Annotated in this window: 21 protein-coding genes; 11 read left to right on the forward strand and 10 right to left on the reverse strand. The window is 65.1% G+C overall.

Features of this window, described 5'->3' with window-relative positions; genetic code table 11:
* Positions 1-73: 73 nt before the first annotated feature.
* From L1965_RS08880 to phhA, 5 genes are read right to left on the reverse strand one after another with little or no spacing between them, the layout of a single operon-like run.
* Positions 74-463 (reverse strand): hypothetical protein, encoded by a 390-nt coding sequence (locus L1965_RS08880; RefSeq protein ID WP_235756046.1) that lies wholly within the window; start codon positions 461-463, stop codon positions 74-76.
* 9 nt (positions 464-472) lie between these two features.
* Complete coding sequence (locus L1965_RS08885) at positions 473-1,258, reverse strand: DUF6478 family protein (RefSeq protein WP_235756047.1); 786 nt, start codon at positions 1,256-1,258, stop codon at positions 473-475.
* 6 nt (positions 1,259-1,264) lie between these two features.
* Positions 1,265-2,998, reverse strand: a complete 1,734-nt coding sequence (gene ilvD / locus L1965_RS08890; RefSeq protein WP_235756048.1) for a dihydroxy-acid dehydratase — start codon at positions 2,996-2,998, stop codon at positions 1,265-1,267.
* A gap of 60 nt (positions 2,999-3,058) precedes the next feature.
* Entirely contained in the window at positions 3,059-3,397 is a 339-nt protein-coding gene (locus L1965_RS08895; RefSeq protein WP_235756049.1) for a 4a-hydroxytetrahydrobiopterin dehydratase, read from the reverse strand.
* Positions 3,398-3,407: 10 nt separating this feature from the next.
* Positions 3,408-4,199, reverse strand: a complete 792-nt coding sequence (phhA, locus tag L1965_RS08900; RefSeq protein ID WP_235756050.1) for a phenylalanine 4-monooxygenase — start codon at positions 4,197-4,199, stop codon at positions 3,408-3,410.
* Positions 4,200-4,318: 119 nt separating this feature from the next.
* On the opposite strand from phhA, the gene L1965_RS08905 reads away from it, so the two are divergent.
* Entirely contained in the window at positions 4,319-4,780 is a 462-nt protein-coding gene (locus tag L1965_RS08905) for an Lrp/AsnC family transcriptional regulator (RefSeq protein WP_235756051.1), read from the forward strand.
* On the opposite strand, the gene cls is transcribed toward L1965_RS08905, so the two are convergent.
* Positions 4,775-6,205, reverse strand: coding sequence for a cardiolipin synthase (gene cls, locus L1965_RS08910; RefSeq protein WP_235756052.1), 1,431 nt, complete (start codon positions 6,203-6,205; stop codon positions 4,775-4,777). The two genes, L1965_RS08905 and cls, sit on opposite strands and share 6 nt — an antisense overlap.
* Positions 6,206-6,292: 87 nt before the next feature.
* Here cls and accD point away from each other — a divergent pair, with 87 nt between their 5' ends.
* From accD to L1965_RS08925, 3 genes are all read left to right on the forward strand, one after another.
* The gene (gene accD, locus L1965_RS08915) at positions 6,293-7,261 is read left to right on the forward strand and encodes an acetyl-CoA carboxylase, carboxyltransferase subunit beta (RefSeq protein ID WP_235756053.1); all 969 of its coding nucleotides are present in this window, start codon (positions 6,293-6,295) and stop codon (positions 7,259-7,261) included.
* 59 nt (positions 7,262-7,320) lie between these two features.
* Complete coding sequence (locus tag L1965_RS08920) at positions 7,321-8,592, forward strand: bifunctional folylpolyglutamate synthase/dihydrofolate synthase (RefSeq protein ID WP_235756054.1); 1,272 nt, start codon at positions 7,321-7,323, stop codon at positions 8,590-8,592.
* 140 nt (positions 8,593-8,732) lie between these two features.
* Complete coding sequence (locus L1965_RS08925) at positions 8,733-9,641, forward strand: Hint domain-containing protein (protein WP_235756055.1); 909 nt, start codon at positions 8,733-8,735, stop codon at positions 9,639-9,641.
* 16 nt (positions 9,642-9,657) lie between these two features.
* Here L1965_RS08925 and zapE read toward each other — a convergent pair whose 3' ends face one another.
* Positions 9,658-10,797, reverse strand: a complete 1,140-nt coding sequence (gene zapE, locus L1965_RS08930) for a cell division protein ZapE (RefSeq protein ID WP_235756056.1) — start codon at positions 10,795-10,797, stop codon at positions 9,658-9,660.
* Between the two features lie 108 nt (positions 10,798-10,905).
* Here zapE and L1965_RS08935 point away from each other — a divergent pair, with 108 nt between their 5' ends.
* Complete coding sequence (locus tag L1965_RS08935) at positions 10,906-11,541, forward strand: 5'-methylthioadenosine/S-adenosylhomocysteine nucleosidase (RefSeq protein ID WP_235756057.1); 636 nt, start codon at positions 10,906-10,908, stop codon at positions 11,539-11,541.
* 71 nt (positions 11,542-11,612) lie between these two features.
* Positions 11,613-13,433, forward strand: coding sequence for an ABC transporter transmembrane domain-containing protein (locus L1965_RS08940; RefSeq protein WP_235756058.1), 1,821 nt, complete (start codon positions 11,613-11,615; stop codon positions 13,431-13,433).
* A gap of 4 nt (positions 13,434-13,437) precedes the next feature.
* On the opposite strand, the gene L1965_RS08945 is transcribed toward L1965_RS08940, so the two are convergent.
* Positions 13,438-13,974, reverse strand: a complete 537-nt coding sequence (locus L1965_RS08945) for a CAP domain-containing protein (RefSeq protein ID WP_235756059.1) — start codon at positions 13,972-13,974, stop codon at positions 13,438-13,440.
* Positions 13,975-14,147: 173 nt separating this feature from the next.
* On the opposite strand from L1965_RS08945, the gene lysM reads away from it, so the two are divergent.
* From lysM to L1965_RS08960, 3 genes are all read left to right on the forward strand, one after another.
* A complete protein-coding gene (gene lysM, locus L1965_RS08950) occupies positions 14,148-14,648 on the forward strand; it encodes a peptidoglycan-binding protein LysM (protein ID WP_235756060.1) in 501 nt (166 codons plus the stop codon).
* 122 nt (positions 14,649-14,770) lie between these two features.
* Positions 14,771-16,657 carry an acyl-CoA synthetase gene (locus tag L1965_RS08955; protein WP_277882952.1) on the forward strand — a complete coding sequence of 629 codons (1,887 nt, stop codon included), beginning with the start codon at positions 14,771-14,773 and terminating at the stop codon, positions 16,655-16,657.
* A gap of 63 nt (positions 16,658-16,720) precedes the next feature.
* On the forward strand, positions 16,721-17,872 hold the full coding sequence (locus tag L1965_RS08960; RefSeq protein ID WP_235756061.1) for a glycosyltransferase 61 family protein: 1,152 nt from the start codon (positions 16,721-16,723) through the stop codon (positions 17,870-17,872).
* Here the strand turns inward: L1965_RS08960 and L1965_RS08965 are convergent.
* Entirely contained in the window at positions 17,869-19,248 is a 1,380-nt protein-coding gene (locus tag L1965_RS08965) for a glycosyltransferase 61 family protein (protein ID WP_235756062.1), read from the reverse strand. The two genes, L1965_RS08960 and L1965_RS08965, sit on opposite strands and share 4 nt — an antisense overlap.
* 40 nt (positions 19,249-19,288) lie before the next feature.
* Here L1965_RS08965 and L1965_RS08970 point away from each other — a divergent pair, with 40 nt between their 5' ends.
* Positions 19,289-19,591: an HNH endonuclease family protein gene (locus tag L1965_RS08970; RefSeq protein ID WP_235756063.1), complete on the forward strand. Its 303-nt coding sequence runs from the start codon at positions 19,289-19,291 to the stop codon at positions 19,589-19,591.
* Here the strand turns inward: L1965_RS08970 and L1965_RS08975 are convergent.
* Positions 19,588-20,217, reverse strand: coding sequence for a DsbA family protein (locus L1965_RS08975; RefSeq protein WP_235756064.1), 630 nt, complete (start codon positions 20,215-20,217; stop codon positions 19,588-19,590). The genes L1965_RS08970 and L1965_RS08975 overlap by 4 nt on opposite strands.
* A 201-nt stretch (positions 20,218-20,418) precedes the next feature.
* Here L1965_RS08975 and L1965_RS08980 point away from each other — a divergent pair, with 201 nt between their 5' ends.
* Positions 20,419-20,628, forward strand: coding sequence for a hypothetical protein (locus L1965_RS08980; protein ID WP_235756065.1), 210 nt, complete (start codon positions 20,419-20,421; stop codon positions 20,626-20,628).
* Positions 20,629-20,728 lie beyond the last annotated feature (100 nt).

The following is a 20,728-nucleotide window of genomic DNA, read 5'->3' on the forward strand; positions in this document are numbered from 1 at the left end:
AGACGAAAGGGCCGATATAGCCACGCATCCCGCTTTTCGCAAGGAAGGGTAACGGGTGGATGACGCCCGCCGGTCAGCCGGCGTGAGCGATCGCCATGCGGCGAAATTCGCGTTTCAGAAGTTCCAGTTCGGATCGCAGCAGCGCCACTTCGGCGGCCAGGTCCTCGTCCAGCACCTTGCCGGCGGCGATGGTCAGACGGTCCAGCCGCACCGATTCCGGCCCGACCGGCGTCCCGGCCTCGCCCTCGTCCGCCACCAGCATCAGGCTGGCGACCCCGTCCGAGATCAACGCTCCGGGCAGGTCCAGCCGGATGTCCCACATGCCCTCGGCGGTTTCGGTGAGCCGCGCCTCGGCGACGACCTCACCGAGACAGGTCGCGCAGATCCGCGCGGGGCGCTGCGGCGCGCGCAGCCGGCCCGTCCAGACGCCGCCCTTGACGCCGTGGCTGTCGAATATGGCCATCACCTCTCCTCACATCTGGGCGCGCGGATGGCGCGACAACATCGCGTCACTCAGGGTGACGGCGTTCATGTAGGGCGCCTCGAAGATCAGGTCGATCCAGACCTTGTCGATCGGACGATGCGTCAGGTCCAGATAGGCCAGATCGAACTCGACCGAACGGGGGCAGTCGCGGCCCTCGATCGGATCGCCAAGCTGGCGCAGCATGGTTTCGGTATTCGGCCCCTGCGTGATGTTCAGCCGGCCATAGACGGTGATCGCCCGCTCGGCCTGCAGGACGGTGTCCAGCCGCAGCACATGATGCGGGCCCAGTTCATCGCGCAACGCGTCCGGCAGATCCAGGGACAGCGACAGGTAGCTGCCCGAAAAGCCCAGCATCTCAAGCGTCAGCCCGTAGGGCGACAGATCGGTCGCGCGGCGGTTGCGGTGCTGGCGCAGGATCAGCGCCTGATGCGGGCAGTCATGGAACAGCGCGACCTCGTCGCCCAGCCGCTGCCCGTTCCGGGGCGCGGCCATCGCCGCGGGCGTGATGCGGCCACGCAGCATCAGCGGCCGCCAGTGCCAGTCGGTGCCCGGCGGAAGAGTGGCCAGATCGGCGCGGTCGCCGCCACGCGGCAGGCGGGCGTCGGACATTTGCAGGAACCGGGTCAGGGTCCGGTGCAGTTCTGCGGCCTCGTCGCGTATTTCAGGCAGGGTCGGGCGATCGCGGCGCGCCAGCGCATCGACCTGCGCCAGCCATTGCCGCGCAGCCTTGTCACGGATGCGCCGCGCCAGCCAGCCCTGAGCTTTCGCCGCCATGTCGTCCTATTGATCCATGTAGACATGTGTTTCGGCGGCGGCGCCGGGATGGGTCACCGCGCCCCAGCGCGCGCCGCCGACAAGCTGGGCGTATTTCCACAGCGCACCCGACGCATAGTCGGTCTTGCGCGCGCCGGCCCATGCGGCCTTGCGCGCGGCAAGTTCGTCATCGGACAGATCGACTTCGATCCGCCCCGCGAGGGCGTCGATGGTGATCATGTCGCCATCCCGCAGCAGCGCGATCGGCCCGCCATGGGCGGCCTCGGGTCCGACATGGCCGACGCAGAAACCGCGTGTCGCACCCGAGAAGCGCCCGTCGGTGATCAGGGCGACCTTCTTGCCCATCCCCTGCCCCGACAGCGCCGCGGTCGTCGCCAGCATCTCGCGCATCCCCGGTCCGCCGGCCGGGCCTTCATTGCGGATCACGAAGACATCGCCCTCGGCATAGCCGCGCTGCTGGACGGCGGCGAAAGCCTCTTCCTCGCTTTCGAAGACCCGGGCCGGACCGGTGAAGACCTGGTCCTCGGCCGTCATGCCCGCAACCTTCACGATCGCGCCGTCGGGGGCGAGATTGCCTTTCAGGCCGACCACGCCTCCTGTCGCGCTGAGCGGTGTGGCGACCGGATGGATCACCTTGCCATCGGCTTCGCGCACCACCAGGTCGATCTCTTCGCCGATGCTGCGGCCGGTCGCGGTGATGCAATCCTCGTGGACCAGGCCCGCGCGGCGCAATTCGCGCATGACCACCGGCACGCCGCCCGCCTCGTAGAGGTCCTTGGCGACGTATGCGCCGCCCGGCCGCAGATTCACGAAATAGGGTGTGTCGCGGAAGATGTCGCAGACATCGAACAGGTCGAAATCGATCCCCGCCTCATGCGCGATCGCCGGCAGGTGCAGCCCGGCATTGGTGGAACCGCCGGTGCAGGCCACGACGCGGGCGGCGTTCTCCAGCGACTTGCGGGTGACGATGTCGCGGGCGCGGATGTTCCTTTCGATCAGCCGCATGACCGCCTCGCCCGACGCAAGCCCGTACTGGTCGCGGGATTCATAGGGTGCCGGGGCGCCCGAGCTGTTCGGCAGCGCCAGGCCGATCGCCTCGGAGACGCAGGCCATGGTGTTGGCGGTGTACTGGCCGCCGCAGGCCCCCGCCGAAGGACAGGCGACGCGTTCCAGGATATCAAGCTCGGCGTCCGTCATCTTGCCGGCCTGATGCTGGCCGACGGCCTCGAACACGTCCTGGACGACGACATCGCGGCCGTTCAGCCTTCCGGGCAGGATGGAGCCGCCATAAATGAACACCGATGGCACGTTCAGCCGCACCATCGCCATCATCATGCCGGGCAGCGACTTGTCGCAGCCGGCCAGCCCGACCAGCGCGTCATAGCAATGCCCGCGCATGGTCAGTTCGACCGTGTCGGCGATGGCGTCGCGGCTGGCAAGGCTGGATCGCATCCCTTCATGGCCCATGGCGATGCCGTCGGTCACCGTGATCGTGGTGAATTCACGCGGGCAGCCGCCGCCCTTCTTGACGCCTTGCTTGACCGACTGCGCCTGGCGGTTCAGCGAGATGTTGCAGGGTGCGGCCTCGTTCCAGCAGGTTGCGACCCCGACCCAGGGGCTGTGCATCTCGTCCTCGGAGATCCCCATCGCATAGAAATAGCTGCGATGTGGTGCGCGCGCCGGCCCTTCGGTGACGTGACGGCTTGGAAGCCGGGATTTGTCGAACCGCGAATTCTGCATCTTGTCCCCCCGCTGGCTGCGTTACCCCGGGATAAACCGCGGCGGCGGAGGGAACAAGCGTCAGGCGACCAGAGCGTCCAGTCTGGCCGCGCAGATGAAGTCGTTTTCGGTCAGGCCGCCGGCCTCGTGGGTGGTGAACTTCACCTCGCAATAACCCCATCCGAAGGTGATGTCGGGATGGTGGCCCTGCTTGTTCCCCAGCCATGCGGCAAGATTCGCCATCTCGACGGCTTTCAGGAAGCCCTTGAACGCGAACCGGCGGCTGATGGTGGTGCCATCTTCCGACAGCACCCAGCCCTCGAGCCGGGACATCATCGCCGCCGTCTCGTCGGGTCCATAGGGCGCGACGTTCCCTTGACAGGGTTCGCAGGTCTTGTCTGCCAGATCACGGTTTGTCATGTGCTTCTCCTCACGCGGCGGTGCTGGGTGGGTATTTCGGTGCGTGCAGGCCAAGACTGCGCGCCCGTTCGATATCGGCCAGCAGATCGCGCTTCGCCGCCGCGAACAAGTCGTCAAGGTCATCGACGACGAAATAGACCGGCTGATGGATGTCGATCCGGTAGGGCGTGCGCAGGATGTCGATGACATCGAAGGGGCGATGCTCGGCCGCGTCCGACAGCGACCAGGGCAGTTCGGTGACCGAGCTTGCCAGCCCCGACCCCAGCGCCTTCAGCTGCCCGTCTTCGCGCATCAGCCCGAATTCGATGGAGAACCAGTACAGTCGGATCAGCCAGCTGTAGTCGGCCTTGCCGCAGCGCGTCCCCGCCTCGCCGATGGCCTGGCTGAAGGCGGCAAAGGCCGGATCTGTCAGCAGCGGCGTGTGGCCGAAGATCTCGTGAAAGATGTCGGGTTCCTCGATATAATCGAAATGCTTGCGCTTGCGGATGAAGCTGGCGGCGGGAAAGGTCCGGTCGGACAGCATCCCGAAGAACTTGCCGAAGCCGATCAGCGCCGGCACCGGCTGCACGCTCCAGCCGGTCAGTTCCCCCAGCCTGGCCGAAATGTCGGGACATTGCGGCACACGCTCCGTGGGCATGTCCAGCAGATCGAGCCCGCGCAGATAGGGCCGCGCCATGTGCTGGCGAACGGCGGGCAACTGGCGCGCGACGAGGTCGCGCCAGACGGCGTCTTCCTGTTCGTCATAGGCGATGAACCCGGCGTCATCGGGCGTCTTGGCTTCGTATTCGGTCGATTTCGGCATGGTGCGGCTCCTCCTCGCCAACATCTTACCCCGATTCGCGGATAATTCTTGCCGATTGCGCGTTGCTTGCCAAAAGTAGGGGCAAGATATTCTTGCAAATTGCCAAGTCAGGAAATGAAATGCCCGGTCTGGACGAAACGGATCGCCGCCTGCTGCGCCTGCTGCAACGGGATGCAACATTGTCCACACAGGTGCTGGCCGAGAAGGCCGGGCTGTCCGCCTCTCCGGCCTGGCGGCGGGTCAAGCGGATGATCGAGGACGGGATCATCCGTCGTCAGGTGGCGCTGGTCGATCCGCCTCGGGCGGGGTTGCACGCGATGGCCTATCTGCAGGTCTCGCTGCTGGAACACACCGAAGAATCGCTGGCCCGTTTCGACCGCTTCGTGCAGACCGAGGAGCAGATCGTCGAATGCGCTGCCATCACCGGAACCTCGGATTACCAGCTCAAGATCGTCGCCGCCGATCCCGAGGGGCTGGAACACTTCATCATGCGCCGGATGCTGGCTTTGGGCATCGTCCGGGGAACGGTGACGAATTTCGTGCTGCGGCAAACCAAGTACACGACCGCCATGCCGCTATAGCAGCGGCGAAGCCAGCGCCAGAAGGTTGTTGCGAAGCCGCCGCAGCACACTCCAGCCGCTCACGTCCTGCAATGTGATCGGACACGAACGCGCGATGTAGGAGGCCTGTCTTGCGTCGATCTCGGTGACCAGCTGTTCGTCGAAGATCGCGATGTTGACCTCGTAGTTCAGCTCGAAGCTGCGCCGGTCCAGATTGGCGCTGCCGACCATGGCCATGCAGCCGTCCACGGTCATGATCTTGGAATGCGGCAGACCCGGCTGGAACAGGCGCAGCCTGACACCCGCCGAAAGCAGCCCGAAGTAAAATCCCTCGCTGGTCGCGCCGACCACAAGCGAATCGTTGCGCGCGGGAAGGATCATCGTGACCTGGACGCCCCGGCGCGCCGCCGCCCGGATCGCGGCATCCAGCGCCGCGTCGGGCACGTAATAAGGCGTGGTGATGGTCACTTCCCGGCGTGCGGCATGCAGCATGCCCGTCAGGCAGTCCGAAATGCTTCCCGCCCGCAGATCCGGCCCGGTCGCGACGATCTGGCCTGCCATCCCTGGCCGTTCGGCTGCATCGACAAGCTGCAGCATGTGGCCCAGATCGCGCCCGGTATAGGTCATCCAGTCGCCCAGAAACACGGACTGCAACTGCCGCACCAGCGGTCCCTCGATGCGGAACAGGACATCGACCCAGGGCCCGAAGCGCAGCTTGGGCAGGAACGCCATGTCCGCGCAGTTTCGGCTGCCGGTAAAGGCCACGCGGTTGTCGACCACCAGGATCTTGCGGTGATTGCGCAGATCCAGCCTGCGGAACAGGATGCTGATGACCGGCAGGCCCCACGGAAACGCCGTGACGCACTCTGCCCCGGCCCGCTGCATCCGCTGCCAATGTGTCGAGCGGACCAGAGTTCGTGACCCCAGCGCGTCGACGATCACCCGGCAGGCGACGCCGCGACGGGCTGCGCGCTCGATCGCATCGGCAACCTTGACACCGCTGTGGTCGGGGAGCCAGATGTAGAACAGGATATGAACGTGATCGCGCGCCCGTTCGATCTCGGCGACCAGATCGTCGATGGCCTGGTCGCCCTCGTCCAGCAGCCGGATGTGATTGCCCTGCAGCACATCCATGCCACCCACCGATGCATTCGCGGCGACCACCGGCCGGGCGAATTCCGGGGTGCTGCTGGCCAGCACATCGGGACTGGGCGTGCGCAGACCCGTCAGCCGGTCGCGGATATCGCTCATGCGCTGAACCTCGGCCTGGTTCATCCGGACCTCGCCGAACAGCAGATAGGCCAGGATACCCACCAGCGGCACCGCCTCGATGACCATGATCCAGGCCAGCCGCACCGAGGGGTCCAGCCGCGGACGGATCAACACCCGGCCGATGAAGGCCACGGTCAAGGCCGCGTGCAGAAGGACAAGGGTCGAGGTCCACATGCCGGGCATCATCCGTCTCGGCCGGGGCAATTGCAATTCCCCCGCGCCCGGCATATCTGGGACCAGTCACAGCCAGGGACGCCCGCGATGAACTGGATCACCAACTATGTCCGCCCGCGCATCAACTCGCTGTTCTCGCGCCGTGAAGTGCCCGAGAATCTGTGGACGAAATGCCCCGAATGCGGAACGATGCTGTTTCACCGCGAATTGTCGGACAATCTGAATGTCTGCACGAATTGCGACCATCATCTGGCGATCACTCCGCGTGAACGCTTCGAGGCGCTGTTCGACGGCGGCGCTTTCGTCGAGGTGAAGGTCCCCGATCCGGTCGCCGACCCGCTGCAGTTCCGCGACCAGAAGAAATATCCCGACCGGATGAGGGCCGCCCAGAAAGCCACGGGCGAAAAAGAGGCGATGCTGGTCGTCGAAGGCGAGATCGGCCGCACCCCGATCGTCGCCGCCGCGCAGGATTTCAGCTTCATGGGCGGCTCCATGGGCATGTATGTCGGCAACGCCATCATCGCCGCCGCCGAACGCGCGCTGAAGCTGCGCCGCCCGCTTGTGCTGTTCTCCGCCGCCGGCGGTGCGCGCATGCAGGAGGGGATCCTGTCGCTCATGCAGATGCCGCGCACCACCGTCGCGGTCGAGATGCTGCGCGATGCCGGCCTGCCCTATGTCGTCGTTCTTACCCATCCGACAACCGGCGGCGTGACCGCCAGCTATGCGATGCTGGGCGACATCCAGATCGCCGAACCGAACGCCCTGATCTGCTTTGCCGGACCGCGGGTGATCGAGCAGACCATCCGCGAGAAACTGCCCGAGGGCTTTCAGCGCGCCGAGTACCTGCTGGAGCACGGCATGCTGGACCGCGTCACCCACCGCCGGAAGCTGCGCGACGAGTTGATCTCGATCCTGCGCATGCTGGGCGGCATGCCTGCCCCGACCAAGGCCGACCTGCCCGCGCCCGCCCCCGCCCCCGCCGAGTTGCCGGCCGCCGATGCCGCCGCCGCACCGGCTTCCAAGCCGGACCGCGCCGGCGGCAAGTCGGCGTCCTGAGTCTTTGCCGTGGCACAAATATCCCGGGGGTCCGGGGGCTTGCCCCCGGCTTTGAACGCATGAGCCAATCCGACGCCATTCTCGACCGACTCATGTCGCTGCACCCCAAGGTGATCGACCTGTCGCTTGACCGGATGCACCGCATCCTTGCCGCGCTGGGTCATCCCGAACGCGCCATCCCGCCGGTGATCCACATCGCGGGCACCAACGGCAAGGGCTCGACCCAGGCGATGATCCGGGCCGGGCTCGAGGCGGGCGGTGCCCGGGTCCATGCCTATACATCGCCCCATCTGGCCCGCTTCCACGAGCGCATCCGACTGGCCGGCGATCTGATCGCGGAGACGGCCCTGGCCGACGCGCTGGCGGAGTGCGAGGCCGCCAATGGCGGCCGGCCCATCACCTTCTTCGAGATCACCACCGCCGCAGCCTTCCTGGCGTTCTCGCGGACGCCGGCAGATTATACCTTGCTCGAGGTCGGGCTGGGCGGTCGGCTGGACGCGACGAACGTCATCGCAACGCCCCTATTGACGGTGATCACGCCGGTCAGCATCGACCACACGCAATATCTGGGCGACACCCTGCCGCTGATCGCCGCCGAGAAGGCCGGCATCATCAAGCCGCGCGTGACCTGTGTCGTGGGCCCCCAGCAGGACGAGGCATTGCGCGTGATCGAGTCGCGCGCCTCGGGGCTGACCGCGCCGCTCTGGGTGCATGGCCAGCACTGGATGACCGCGACCGACCGCGACGGGATGATCTATCAGGACGATCACGGGCTGTGGGATCTGCCGCTGCCCAATCTGATCGGCCCGCACCAGATCCAGAACGCCGGGACGGCGCTTGCCGCGCTGCGCCAGCTTGGCGCCAGCCACGCGCAGGCTCGCGCAGCGGTCACGCAGGCGCAATGGCCCGCGCGGATGCAGCGCCTGTCGCGCGGACCGCTGGTCGACGCCGTCGGGCCGCATGGCGAGCTGTGGCTGGATGGCGGCCACAATCCGGCAGGCGGCGAGGCTCTGGCGGCGACGCTGGCCGGGCTGCCGCGCAAGCCGACACATCTGGTCTGCGGCATGCTGAATACCAAAGATGTGGCGGGCTATCTGCGCGCCCTTGCGCCCTGCGCCGACAGCCTGACTGCGATCGACATCCCCGGCGAGGCAAACACATTGCCGGCCGCACAAACCGCCGAGATTGCCGCACGGGTGGGAATCGACGCGCACACGGCCCAGGATGCCACAACGGCGATCAGTCGGATCATCGTGTCGGAACCCCGCCCGCGGATCCTGATCTGCGGATCGCTTTACCTCGCTGGCAGGGTGCTGAGGTTGAATTCCTAGCACGTCGCTCGCCCTTTGGCTGTCCTTTTCGACATGTTTCGCGCGGTCCGACAATATTCTATTAGCTGCGCTGCGGCTTGCCCTGTAACGGATGGGACAAAGCTGATATCTTGAAAGTTGAATTTCAGGGAGCGGTTGAAATGCCTGTGATTGATATCACACTTTACGAGACCCTCGTTGTCGACGGCGTTGTCCAGTCCGACTCGACGCTGATCACCCTGCAGATCGACGATGCCAACAGCGATGGCGCGATCGACCGGACCGAATGGGCCAGCTATACGGACAGGCCCTTTGGCCACCTCGCAGGCAAGACCACTCCGCCGATGCTGTTCGAGGGCGATACCGGCCAGACCACGAACGGCACGCTGTATTCTCCTGTTGCCTATGTTGAAGGACAGGACATCAGCGCGGTGCTGCGGGACCTGGACAAGAACCGCTACGAACCGACGCTGACCTCGCTGAACATATGCTATCTGGCCGGCACGATGATCGCCACGCCTTCGGGCGATGTCGCGGTCGAGACGCTGCGGCCCGGCGATCTGGTGCTGACACTGGACCATGGCCCGCAGCCGCTGGTCTGGACCCATGCCACCGAGGTGACGCCGGCCGATCTGGACCTGGCCCCCAACAAGCGCCCGGTCCGGATCGCCGCCGGATCGCTTGGCGCAGGGTTGCCCGCGCGTGATGTCGATGTCTCGCCGCAGCACCGGGTGCTGGTCCGCGACGGTGACGGGGGCGAGCACCTGATCTCGGCCCGGCATCTGATGATGGCCGCGCTGCCCGGCGTTTCGTTGCGCCCGGTGGACGGCTCGTTCCAGCTGGTCCACATTGCCTTTGCCGATCACCAGATCGTCCTGGCCGAGGGCGCCCCGATGGAATCCTTTTTCACCGGCAAGATGGCGGTCCGCGCGCTGTCCGTGCCTCAAAGGCTCAGCCTCATCGCCAGATTTCCCCGTGTTGCGCATGGCGAAAATCCGATGACCCCGGCGAGGCCCTTCATCACCCATCGCGACTATGCGCGCATCCTGGCGGTACCGACCCGGGATTGACGGCCCCGGCGCGGGATCAGGTTTCGGTGCTGTTCCGTTCGGACGGCCGCGCGCCCCAGCCCGAGGCCTGCATCTCGCGCAATCGGCTGGCCGTGCGCTCGAACTCGAAGCTTCCCTCGCCCTCGTTGTAAAGCTGTTCGGGTTCGTCGGCCGCGCTGGCAATCAGCCTGACCCTGGATTCGTAGATCGCATCGATCAACGTCACGAAGCGCTTTGCCTCGTTGTAGTTCGACGCCGACAGGCGCGGCACGCCGTCGATCATCAAGACCCGCACGTTGCGCGCCAAAGCCAGATAGTCCGCAGGCCCCAGCGGCTTGCCGCACAGATCCCAGAACCCCGTCCGCGCCACGCCGTCCGCAAACGCAGGCAGCATGACCTGCCGGCCCTTGACCTCGATCGCATGGGGCTCTGGCGTGGCAGAGCCGGTCAGATCGTCCCAGATCCCGTCCATGGCGGCGCGAGCGTCCGCGTCTGCGGGGCTGAACCAGACCTGCCCATCCGTTTCGCGACCCTGACGGTGGTCGGTCTCACTGTCCAGGCAGATGACCTCCATCCGCTCACGGATCAACTGGATGAAGGGCAGGAAAAGCTGCCGGTTCAGGCCGTGCTTGTAAAGATCCTCGGGCACCCGGTTCGAGGTCGTGACGACGACCACGCCCTGATCGAACAGGACCTGAAACAGCCGCCCCACGATCATCGCATCGGCGATGTCGCTGATCTGCATCTCGTCAAAGCACAGCAGCCGGACCTGGCGCGCGACCTCCAGCGCGACGGGCTTGACCGCGTCCTGATCGCCGCGCTTGCGCGACGCCTCCAGCCCGGCCTGTATTTCCTGCATGAATTCGTGGAAATGGACGCGACGGCTGGTGCGATCCGGCGCGGCCTCGGCCATCAGGTCCATCAGCATGGACTTGCCACGGCCGACGCCGCCCCACAGATACAGCCCCTTCGGGCCCGGTTTCTCCGACGCCGAGGCCGGATTGCCGACGCCCAGCAACGCCCTCCAGGCCGAGCGCGGCCGCTCCGGCGAAGCCGCAGCCGAGGCCATGTCGGCCAGCACCCGGTCCAGTTCCGACAAGACCGCCTGTTGCGCCGGATCGGCCCTGAGCCGGCCTTCGGACACGCGCTGCCGATAAAGTTCGCTGACCTTTCCCATGTGCAGCACCTGACACAAGCCTCGGCCCCGCCGCAAGATGCCATCACCTGCGCTTGACCGCCGATCTGCCGGCATGTCACCTGCCCAAAACCGCAGACAGGATTGCCGATGCCCCGTTCGACACAGCCCGACCTGGTCGCCGACCAGCCTGTCCTGTTCGTGATGGCCGCCGAACCCGAATACGGCCCTGCGCTGCGTGCCCGGATCAACCCGCTGATCACCGGGATCGGCCCTGTCGAGGGCGCGGTGCAGCTGACCGCGGCCCTGTCGGCCCTGCGCGCGCGGCCACGGCTGATCGTCTCGCTCGGCTCGGCCGGGTCGAACCGGCTTGCGCATGCCGAGGTCTATCAGGTCAGCGCGGTCGCCTATCGCGACATGGACGCCTCGCCCCTGGGATTCGAGAAGGGGCGGACGCCGCTTCTGGACCTGCCGGCCCGGATCGGGCTGCCGCATCGCATCCCCGGCCTGCCCCAGGCCAGTCTTTCGACCGGCGCCAATATCGTCAGCGGCGCGGCCTATGCCGGCATCGCCGAAGACATGGTGGACATGGAAACATTTTCCCATCTTCGCGCGGCCCAGCATTTCGGCATCCCCCTGATCGGGCTGCGCGGCATTTCCGACGGCGCGAAGGAGTTGCGCGGCCTGTCCGACTGGACCGACTATCTGCACATGATCGACGAAAGGCTGGCCGCGGCCGTCGATGCGCTGGAAGCCGCGATGCGGGACGGCAGCCTGACGCCCTGACGCCCTGCGCTTGTCCTTGCCTGGCCAAGCGCCTAAACCCGAAGCGCGGAAGCATTAGACAACAGGCAGATATGGCACGCGGCACGAGGATCCTTGAAGATCGGCCCACCAGCAAGCGCGTGGGCGCGCTGCGCGCGTTGTGGCCATTCGTGCGACCGTATCGCTGGCAGGTCGCACTGGCCTTCACGGCCCTCGTCATCACATCCGGCATCAGCCTGATCCTGCCGCTGGCTGTCCGGCGCGTGGTGGACAATTTCGACGACGGCGCCGGCTTGCTGGACAGGTATTTCGGCGCCGCGTTGCTGATCGTGGCCCTGCTGGCGCTGGGAACCGCGGCCCGGTATTACTTCGTGACCCGCCTGGGCGAGCGCGTGGTGGCCGATATCCGCAAGGCGGTCTTCGCCCGCGTCATCACGCTGAGCCCCGCCTTTTTCGAGCGCGTGATGACCGGCGAGATCCTGTCGCGCATCACCACGGACACGACGCTGATCCAGTCGGTGATCGGCTCGTCCCTGTCGATTGCGCTGCGCAACATGCTGATTCTTGCCGGCGGCATGGCGATGCTGGCGTTCACCTCGCTGAAGCTGATGGGCCTGGTGCTGCTGATCGTGCCGGCGATCCTGATCCCCATCATCGTGCTGGGGCGGCGGCTGCGGACCCTGTCGCGCGCCAACCAGGACTGGATCGCAGCCTCCTCCGGGGCCGCATCCGAGAATTTGCTGTCGGCACAGACGGTGCAGGCCTACACGCACGAGGCGCGCAGCATCGCCCGCTTCGACGACGTGACCGAGCAATCCTATGATGTCGCCCTGACCCGTGTCGGCACGCGCGCGCTGATGACCGCGATCGTGATCTTCCTGATCTTCGCCGGTGTGATCGGCGTCTTGTGGATGGGCGCGCGCGACGTTCGCGAAGGGGCGATGACGGCGGGTCAGCTGGTTCAGTTCGTGATCTATGCGATCCTCGTCGCCGGTTCCACCGGTGCCCTGTCCGAGATCTGGAGCGAGTTGCAGCGCGCCGCGGGCGCGACGGAACGACTTGCGGAACTGCTGACCGCGCGCGACGCCCTGACCGACCCGGCCACGCCGGTCGCGCTGCCGCGCCCGGTGCGCGGCGAGATCGCGTTGCAAGGCGTCAACTTTCACTATCCCTCGCGCCCGGATGTGTCGGCGCTTGACGCCGTCGACCTGACCATCAAGCCGGGCGAAACCGTGGCGCTTGTCGGTCCGTCGGGCGCCGGCAAGACGACCATCATCCAGCTTATCCAGCGGTTCTGGGATCCGGCATCCGGCCGGGTGATGCTGGACGGGATCGATTTGCGCGACATGCGCCGGGACGATTTCCGTCAGGCGATGGCGCTGGTGCCACAGGACCCGGTGATCTTCGCCGCGACGGCGCGCGAGAATATCCGGCTGGGCCGCCCCGACGCCCCGGACGCCGAGGTCGAGGACGCCGCCCGCGCGGCCCACGCCCATGATTTCATCGCCGCGCTGCCGCAAGGCTATGACACGCCCCTGGGAGAGCGGGGCGTGATGCTGTCGGGCGGCCAGCGCCAGCGCGTCGCCATCGCCCGCGCGATCCTGCGCGATGCCCCCGTGCTGTTGCTGGACGAGGCGACAAGCGCGCTGGACGCGGAATCCGAATCGCTGGTCCAGGCCGCCGTCAGCCGGCTCTCGGAAGGCCGCACGACCCTCGTGATCGCGCACCGGCTTGCAACGGTGAAGAAAGCGGACCGGATCGTCGTGTTCGATCACGGGCGCATCGTCGCCGAGGGCAGCCATGCCGACCTTGTTGCTCAGGGCGGGCTGTATGCACGGCTGGCGCGGATGCAGTTCACCGATGGCGCGGCCGATATCGAGCCAGACGAAGCCGCTGCGAACCTGACCGCGTGAGACGCTATCTCGGCGCCGCGTAGATGGCTGCCCAGAACCGGGTTCGGCCGTCCGATCCGATCGCCTGCCCGATGCCGTAATCGCGCACCTGCGGGATCATGATATTGTCGCGATGCCCCTGCGAGGCATTCCATTCGGACAGCACGCGCGACAGGTCGAAGGGCCCGGCGGCGATATTCTCGGCCGTCAGCATCGGCGCATAGCCGCGCGCCTTCACCCTGGGTCCCGGGCCTTTGGTCTTGCTGCCACGATGGGTCATCACGCCACGGGTTGCCATGTCGCAGGCGTGTTGGGCGGCGACCTCGGCCAGCAGCATGTTGGCCCGGACCGGGGCCAGCCCGGCACGGCTGCGTGCCGCGTTCGTGGCCTGCGCGCCGACCGAGTTCTGCGGCGGGCTGGTCTTCAGGCAGGCGGCCTTTCCGGGTGCCGTGGCCTGAACGTCATGGGGGTCGCGCGGCTCGATACCGCTGCCCTGGTCGGCGCATGCGCCCAGCACGGCGCAGCATGCGAGCGTCGCGAGAAGATGGTGCGAAATCCTCATTCCCGTGTCCTGAAAATCCTCTGGTGCCGTGGACGCTAGCCAAGCTGGTGGCTCGACTCAATCGAAGGTTGTCAAACAGTTTAGCGATCGGCGGGGCTTCGCCGCCCGCAATCTTGACCAATCCGGCACATTCTGCGTCCCTGTCCCGCAGCAAGGCAGCAAAGGAACAGGCCATGGCAATCTGGGATTTCGTGAAGGACGCGGGCAAGTCCATCTTCGGCGATGCCGACGCGGCAACGCCTTCGGCACCGGTCAAGGACAAGCCCGACATGGACGGGGAGCAAGGCGACGACATGCAACGCAAGGTCGACGCCCTGAAGGCCGAACTCAGGACGTTGAATCTTGACAGCGGCGACGTTCATCTGACGCTCAAGGGGGACACGGTGAAGGTCGACTCGCGCGGCGCCGATTCCGACACGATGGAGAAGCTGATCCTGGCCGTTGGCAATATCGAGGGCATTGCAAAGGTCGAGGCAGACCTGCCCACGCAAGCCGACGCCCAGCCGCCAGTCTTCCATGAGGTGCAGAAAGGCGAAACTCTGTCGGCCATCGCCCAGCAGCATCTGGGCAGCGCGAACAAGTATCACGCGATCTTCGAGGCGAACCGCCCGATGCTGAGCGACCCCGACAAGATCTATCCCGGCCAGATGCTGCGGATTCCCCGGCAGGACTGACCCGCCGATCTGACGCCGCGTTTCGGGGCGGGGGGCGGGCTGGCCCCTTGCCCCGCCTCCTGCCTTGATCGCATTATGGGATTGTAGAGGCGGGCTTCGGGAAGGGCTCGCAGGGAGGAAGAATGGGCCGTTTCAGCAGCTATGACGACCGCAATCGCGTTCACGAGGAAATGCCATACGAGCAGCGCAACCTGCCGCGGACCGTTTACGGCTTTCTCAGCGCCACGGCCGACCGGTTCCCCGACCGGCCAGCGATCAGCTTTCAGCTTCTCGCCGGGCCGAACGACCACGCCACCACGCTAAGCTGGCGTGACCTGCGCGAACGGGTCACCGAAACAGCGAACCTGTTTCGCAGCCTGGGCATCGGCCCGAACGATACGGTCGCCTATCTGCTGCCCAACAGCCTCGAGACCCCGGTCGTGCTGCTTGCCGGCGCCACGGCCGGGATCGTCAACCCGATCAACCCGCTGCTGGATGCCGAGCATATCGCCGGGATCCTGCGCGAGACGAAGGCCAGGGTGCTTGTCACGCTGAAGGCGTTTCCCAGGTCGGATGTGGCACAGAAGGCCGCCGCCGCCGTCGCGCAGGCCCCCGATGTCACCCATGTGGTCGAGATCGACCTCAAGCGCCATCTTCGTGGCTTGAAGAGCCTGCTGATCCCGCTGCTGCGTCCGAAGGTGAAGACCCGGCACCACGCCGAGATTGTGGATTTCGAAGCCGCCGCGAGTGCGCAGAGCCACACCCGCCTGGCATTCGACGACCCGCAGGAGGATCGCGTCGGCGCCTATTTCCACACCGGCGGCACCACCGGCACGCCCAAGGTGGCGCAGCACAAGGTCTCGGGGATGATCTACAACGGCTGGCTTGGCGGAACCCTGCTGTTTGACGAGACCGATGTGCTGATGTGTCCGCTGCCGATGTTTCACGTCTTTGCGGCCTATCCCGTGCTGATGTCGTGCATCGCGTCGGGGGCGCATGTCGTGATGCCGACGCCGGCCGGATATCGCGGCGAGGGCGTGTTCGACAATTTCTGGAAGCTGATCGAACGCTGGCAATGCACCTTCCTGATCACGGTGCCGACCGCCATCGCGGCCCTGATGCAGCGACCGGTGAACGCGGATGTCCGCTCGCTCAAGACCGCGATCTCGGGCTCGGCTCCGCTGCCGATCGAGCTTTACAACCGCTTCAAGGCCGCGACCGGCGTCGAGATCGCCGAGGGCTATGGCCTGACAGAGGCCACCTGCCTGGTCAGCTGCAACCCCGTCACCGGGCTGAAGAAGGTCGGCTCGGTCGGGATACCGTTGCCGCACACCGATGTCCGCATCCTCAAGCATGACGATGCCGGTCACGTGCACGAATGCGGCACCGACGAGATTGGCGAGATCTGCGTGGCCAGCCCCGGGGTCTTTCCCGGCTCGACCTATACCGAGGCCGACAAGAATCACCGCCTTTTCACCGACGATGTCTATCTTCGGACCGGCGATCTGGGCCGTCTGGACCCGGAAGGCTATCTGTGGATCACCGGCAGGGCCAAGGACCTGATCATCCGGGGCGGCCACAACATCGACCCCGCCGAGATAGAAGAGGCGATGCTGGGCCATCCGGCCGTCGCCTTTGCCGGTGCGATCGGTCAGCCCGACAGCTTCGCGGGCGAACTGCCCTGCGTCTATGTGGAACTGGTCGCGGGCGCCGAGGTCACGACCGAGGAGCTGGCAGCCTTTGCGCGCGACCATATCCACGAACGCGCCGCGATCCCCAAGCATATCGAGATCCTGCCCGAGCTGCCCAAGACCGCGGTCGGCAAGATCTTCAAGCCCGATCTGCGCCGCATGGCGATCACCCGCATCTACGACGCCGCGCTGGCCGGGACCGGCGCCCATGTCCGCGAGGTGGTCGAGGACAAGAAGCGCGGACTGGTGGCGCGTCTGTCCCGCGATGCGAAGGTGGACGAGGAGGCGGTCGGCCACAAGCTGGGCGAATACACGCGGCCTTGGGAATGGGTGGATTGACGGGTTGCGGTGCAGTCTGGCCAAGCCTAGAAGCAGCAGACACGGCCTGCGGCAAGGAAACCGATGCTGAACATCGATGACGAAAGCGACGATCTGGTTCTGCTTGAGAATGCGTTGGTCGTTCCCCCGGATGAAAAGACCAAGAGCAAATGGCAACCTTCGGGTGTCTTGGACCAGGCGGGGCAATTCGTCGAAAACTCGATAAGCTGGTCTTCGACATCCGAGCCGGTCAACTCGGAACCAAAATTGCCAGAGGAGAGCAGGGTCACTGCGCTCGACGGAACCTTTATGTTCGCCGGCATTTCCTACGGGCATTTCGGGCATTTCATTACCGAGAGTCTCTCAAGAATCTGGGCCCTGGACGAACTCCGCGATCGACTTGACGGGCTGATCTTCACTCCAAAGTTCCAGATGGCGAACAATCTGCGACCCTTTGAGGTCTATGATGAACTGGTCAAGGGACTTGGGATCGATCTGCCGATCACATGCCCCGCCGGACCGGTCCGGGTCGCGCGGCTTTACGTTCCGAAACAAGGGTTCGGCCTTGGCGATCTGACGGGCGGCAGCAGGAAGTTCCGGCAGTATGTAAACCGGCACGCAGGGAGCAACATCACCGCCAAAGGTGCCTCGAAAATCTATATCTCGCGGTCAGAGTTGCCGACTGATCGAGGTGGCATCCTGGGCGAGGCCAAGCTCGAAGCCTATCTGCGGGACGAGGGCTACGAGATCTACCATCCGCAGAAAGAGAAGAAGATCGATCAACTCGCGCAATACAAGGCCGCTCGGCAGATCATTGCCGTAGACTGCTCGCCCCTGCATCTTGTGGGGTATGTTGGTCACGCTGATCAGAATGTCGGCATTGTCACGCGCCGCAGCATGGCGTTCGGCGATCAGTTCGTGCGGCAACTGACCGAATTCAAGGGAATGAGCTGCCACATCATCGACGCGCTTGAGAACGACTGGCTGCCGGGCAACACCAACAGGCCCAGCCGAAGCTCTTTCGGCGAGGTCAGCCTGAGCAAGATGTATGGGCAGCTGAAATCGGCAGGCCTGATTCACGGGACGGTCCCTTGGACAGATCTTACCCCGGCGGAAAGAAACGCGGACATCCACCGGCAGGAAGAACGCCATGATATCCGTTTCAAGCCGATGAACCCGGTCGATGATTTCGTGACAAGCAAGATCGAACCGGCAGAGCAAGCGTCAAAAGGCTAGACCTGCCCTTCGGTTGCCAGCCTTGTAATGAAATCGATCGCGGCAGGCGCAACGCGCACGCCAACCAGACCATCAGCGATCGGACGGATTTTTTCGGGATTTTTGCTGGCGACATCAGCATAGACCTTGCTGTAACGGCATCCTGCAACATGCGCGTTGCCCAGGAAGTCACCCCAGCGATGCAACTGGGTCTGGACGGACCCGACTTCGATGACATGCGCGTCTGATCGGGCAAACATCAAGTGCCCGAAAAACGCTCCATGAAACGAGCCGATCACATCGGCCGCGTGAACAGCCGCCACCTGCTCATGCGGGGTGAGGTGTTCGAAGTGCATCTGTTCGAACCCTTCGCGCTTGAGACGCGCCACCAGCGCATCTTCGCCATACATCTGTCGCGAGTTCACGGCATCCGAACGGTTATCCCGACTGACCCAGATTTTCTTGGGCATGGCCGCTATCAGTTTGGGATCTATCATCGACAGAACGCGTTCCCGCAGCAATCGCATCGAAACGTCGTAGCTGTTCTTGAATGCAAACTTGCGGCGACGGACATGTGCGCCGATATCCTGCCAGGCCGTGTCCTCCCCGGTCTCATCAAGCATCCGGGTCAACATCGGATCGCCATTCGAATAGATCATATGTCTGAAGGTGAACGGAATCAACACATCATCATAGCTGGCACGTCGATCGGTGAACTCGACCAAGCCCGCGAGGTCGGGGAAAAAAGCCTCGATAAACTTGCCGGCAAAGCCCGAAGGGTCATTGTTCCGACAGTGGAAAACAATCTCCGAGGGGCTGCGATCATCGAAATGCACAAGCTGCGGCAGAGCTTCGGTCATGAAGTGATAGAAATTGCGCCGGTTTCGGCACTCGATCGCGACACGCATCCCTTTTGGGAAGCTGCCTTCCTCGGGCAGGTCGAGGCGCGTTTCCTCGCGCGCGCGGGCGAAGAACTGGTTGGAGCGCCTGAAATTTTCCATGCCACGATTGTTCTTGAGAAACCGCGTGTAGACGCGATCGCCCGCGGCGCCGTTGAGCAGGCACTTGCCCCCCACCTCCGCCGATCCGCCGCGAAACACGACGTCGCGCGCGCGCACGGGAACGGCATTGATCTCGAAAATCGCAGGCTTGATCCGGGTCCAGCGATGCTCGATGTTTTGTTCCAGCACCGAACGGATCTGGGGATACGCACTGCAAACATATTGCCGCACCGTTGCGCCGGGCGCGCGTTTCAAAATCCAGTCCGGACGGCGTTCCAGCGAAACGCCTCGATCGCGTCCGAGGACGAAGAAGTAATCGTCTGCCGATGCCGTCCAGCTGCTGGCTTGAAGGTCGGTCATGTGGTTTCCCATATCAATGCTGATCAGCGCCGCCATCGGCCCATCCATTTGCCGCTTTAGCAGACAAAATCCAGACATGAAATCCGACCGCGAGACGATCCAGCATACGCCGCCCACCTGCCCGCTTTGCGGCCGACCGATCCCTGAGGGCGTGCCGCAAAGCCGTCATCATCTGACGCCGAAGCTGCGCGGTGGCAAGGGTGGGCCGACCGTGTTGCTGCATCAGGTCTGCCATTCGACCATCCACCGGACGCTTGGCGAGACCGAGCTGGCGCGGCACTATTCCAGCGTCGAGGCGTTGAAGGCGCATCCCGGCCTGGCGCGCTTCTTTGCCTGGGTGGCGCGGCGCCCTCCCGGCTGGAAGGGCAAGGTCCGCTAACCCAGGGTCTTGCGGGCGCGGGCCACGAGGCCCTTCAACTCTTCAAGCGACAACTCTCCGAACACACCCTCGTCGCCGGCGATGAAGGTCGGCGTACCCATCAGGCCCATATGATCGGCCATGGCAAAGGACCTCTCGAGATGTTCGTCGATGCGGGGTGCGTTCATGTCCTTGCGCAGCCGCGCCTCGTCCAGCCCGACCTTGCGCGCGGCGCGGATCACGGTGGCCTCGACGGCGCGGCCCTTCATGGTCATCAGGGCGGCATGAAGCTGCCAGTACTTGCCCTGATCCAGCGAAGCCAGCGACGCCCGCGCCGCGAATTCGGATCCCTCGCCAAAGACGGGCCATTCCCGATAGACCACGCGCAATTGCGGGTCCGACGCGATCAGCTTCTGCATGGTGCCGATCATCTTGCGGCAGAACTGGCAGTTGTAGTCGAAGAATTCGGTCAGGGTGATGTCGCCGTCCGGATTGCCGAGGACCGGTGCGTTGGGGCTGCGTTCCAGGGCATCGCGCAACTCCTTGGGCATCGGGTTGGGCCGGTCCACGCCCTGTGCAAAGGCCGGCATTCCGGCAGTTGCACCCAGTGCGGCCGCGCTGGCCAGAATCCTGCGGCGAGTGGGCATGAATCATCCTTTCGGTCACCTGAGCGCGAATCGTGACATATTCGCAGGTCGTGATACAGGCGGAAAGCCATCACGTTCCGGTGGGCAGCCTGCCCGCTGCAGCGGCATTGTGACCCCGACGGCCGGCCCGTTTCCATTTGGAGATTCCGTGATTCGGTCGCATGCTGGACCAATCCGGAAGCCACGATCAGAGGAGCAATCATGCACGCACGCATTCTTGTGTCTGTCGGACTGTCGGCACTGCTGGCAATGCCGGCGCTGGCCCAGCAGGCCGAAACGGTGACGCCGACCATCACCGCGCCTGAGCAACCGGCCACACGGGCGACCGACGGTCAGCTGCAATCGGAACCTGCAACGATCACGCCGGCGCGCAAGTCGAACTGCGCGCGCGACAAGCATGTGATGTCCTGATTGCGGCAGGCCAATCGACGGCGCGAACCGGGCCTTGTCAAGCATGGCAGCGGTCCGGTTGGCGTGCGCGAGGGCGCGTTGCGCGCTCTGGCACCGGCCG

It is taken from the genome of Paracoccus salsus (assembly GCF_021556615.1).
GTDB classification, from domain to species: Bacteria; Pseudomonadota; Alphaproteobacteria; order Rhodobacterales; family Rhodobacteraceae; genus Paracoccus; species Paracoccus salsus.

Excerpts from the sequence above, each read along its gene's own strand:
- L1965_RS08980 (WP_235756065.1), top strand. The coding sequence starts at position 20,419 with ATGCACGCACGCATTCTTGTGTCTGTCGGACTGTCGGCACTGCTGGCA.
- L1965_RS08925 (WP_235756055.1), top strand. The coding sequence starts at position 8,733 with ATGCCTGTGATTGATATCACACTTTACGAGACCCTCGTTGTCGACGGC.
- ilvD (WP_235756048.1), bottom strand. The coding sequence starts at position 2,998 with ATGCAGAATTCGCGGTTCGACAAATCCCGGCTTCCAAGCCGTCACGTC.
- L1965_RS08880 (WP_235756046.1), bottom strand. The coding sequence starts at position 463 with ATGGCCATATTCGACAGCCACGGCGTCAAGGGCGGCGTCTGGACGGGC.
- L1965_RS08965 (WP_235756062.1), bottom strand. The coding sequence starts at position 19,248 with ATGGCGGCGCTGATCAGCATTGATATGGGAAACCACATGACCGACCTT.
- L1965_RS08945 (WP_235756059.1), bottom strand. The coding sequence starts at position 13,974 with ATGAGGATTTCGCACCATCTTCTCGCGACGCTCGCATGCTGCGCCGTG.
- phhA (WP_235756050.1), bottom strand. The coding sequence starts at position 4,199 with ATGCCGAAATCGACCGAATACGAAGCCAAGACGCCCGATGACGCCGGG.
- cls (WP_235756052.1), bottom strand. The coding sequence starts at position 6,205 with ATGTGGACCTCGACCCTTGTCCTTCTGCACGCGGCCTTGACCGTGGCC.
- L1965_RS08935 (WP_235756057.1), top strand. The coding sequence starts at position 10,906 with ATGCCCCGTTCGACACAGCCCGACCTGGTCGCCGACCAGCCTGTCCTG.
- L1965_RS08905 (WP_235756051.1), top strand. The coding sequence starts at position 4,319 with ATGCCCGGTCTGGACGAAACGGATCGCCGCCTGCTGCGCCTGCTGCAA.
- L1965_RS08885 (WP_235756047.1), bottom strand. The coding sequence starts at position 1,258 with ATGGCGGCGAAAGCTCAGGGCTGGCTGGCGCGGCGCATCCGTGACAAG.
- L1965_RS08920 (WP_235756054.1), top strand. The coding sequence starts at position 7,321 with ATGAGCCAATCCGACGCCATTCTCGACCGACTCATGTCGCTGCACCCC.
- L1965_RS08970 (WP_235756063.1), top strand. The coding sequence starts at position 19,289 with ATGAAATCCGACCGCGAGACGATCCAGCATACGCCGCCCACCTGCCCG.
- L1965_RS08960 (WP_235756061.1), top strand. The coding sequence starts at position 16,721 with ATGCTGAACATCGATGACGAAAGCGACGATCTGGTTCTGCTTGAGAAT.
- zapE (WP_235756056.1), bottom strand. The coding sequence starts at position 10,797 with ATGGGAAAGGTCAGCGAACTTTATCGGCAGCGCGTGTCCGAAGGCCGG.
- accD (WP_235756053.1), top strand. The coding sequence starts at position 6,293 with ATGAACTGGATCACCAACTATGTCCGCCCGCGCATCAACTCGCTGTTC.
- lysM (WP_235756060.1), top strand. The coding sequence starts at position 14,148 with ATGGCAATCTGGGATTTCGTGAAGGACGCGGGCAAGTCCATCTTCGGC.
- L1965_RS08955 (WP_277882952.1), top strand. The coding sequence starts at position 14,771 with ATGGGCCGTTTCAGCAGCTATGACGACCGCAATCGCGTTCACGAGGAA.
- L1965_RS08895 (WP_235756049.1), bottom strand. The coding sequence starts at position 3,397 with ATGACAAACCGTGATCTGGCAGACAAGACCTGCGAACCCTGTCAAGGG.
- L1965_RS08975 (WP_235756064.1), bottom strand. The coding sequence starts at position 20,217 with ATGCCCACTCGCCGCAGGATTCTGGCCAGCGCGGCCGCACTGGGTGCA.
- L1965_RS08940 (WP_235756058.1), top strand. The coding sequence starts at position 11,613 with ATGGCACGCGGCACGAGGATCCTTGAAGATCGGCCCACCAGCAAGCGC.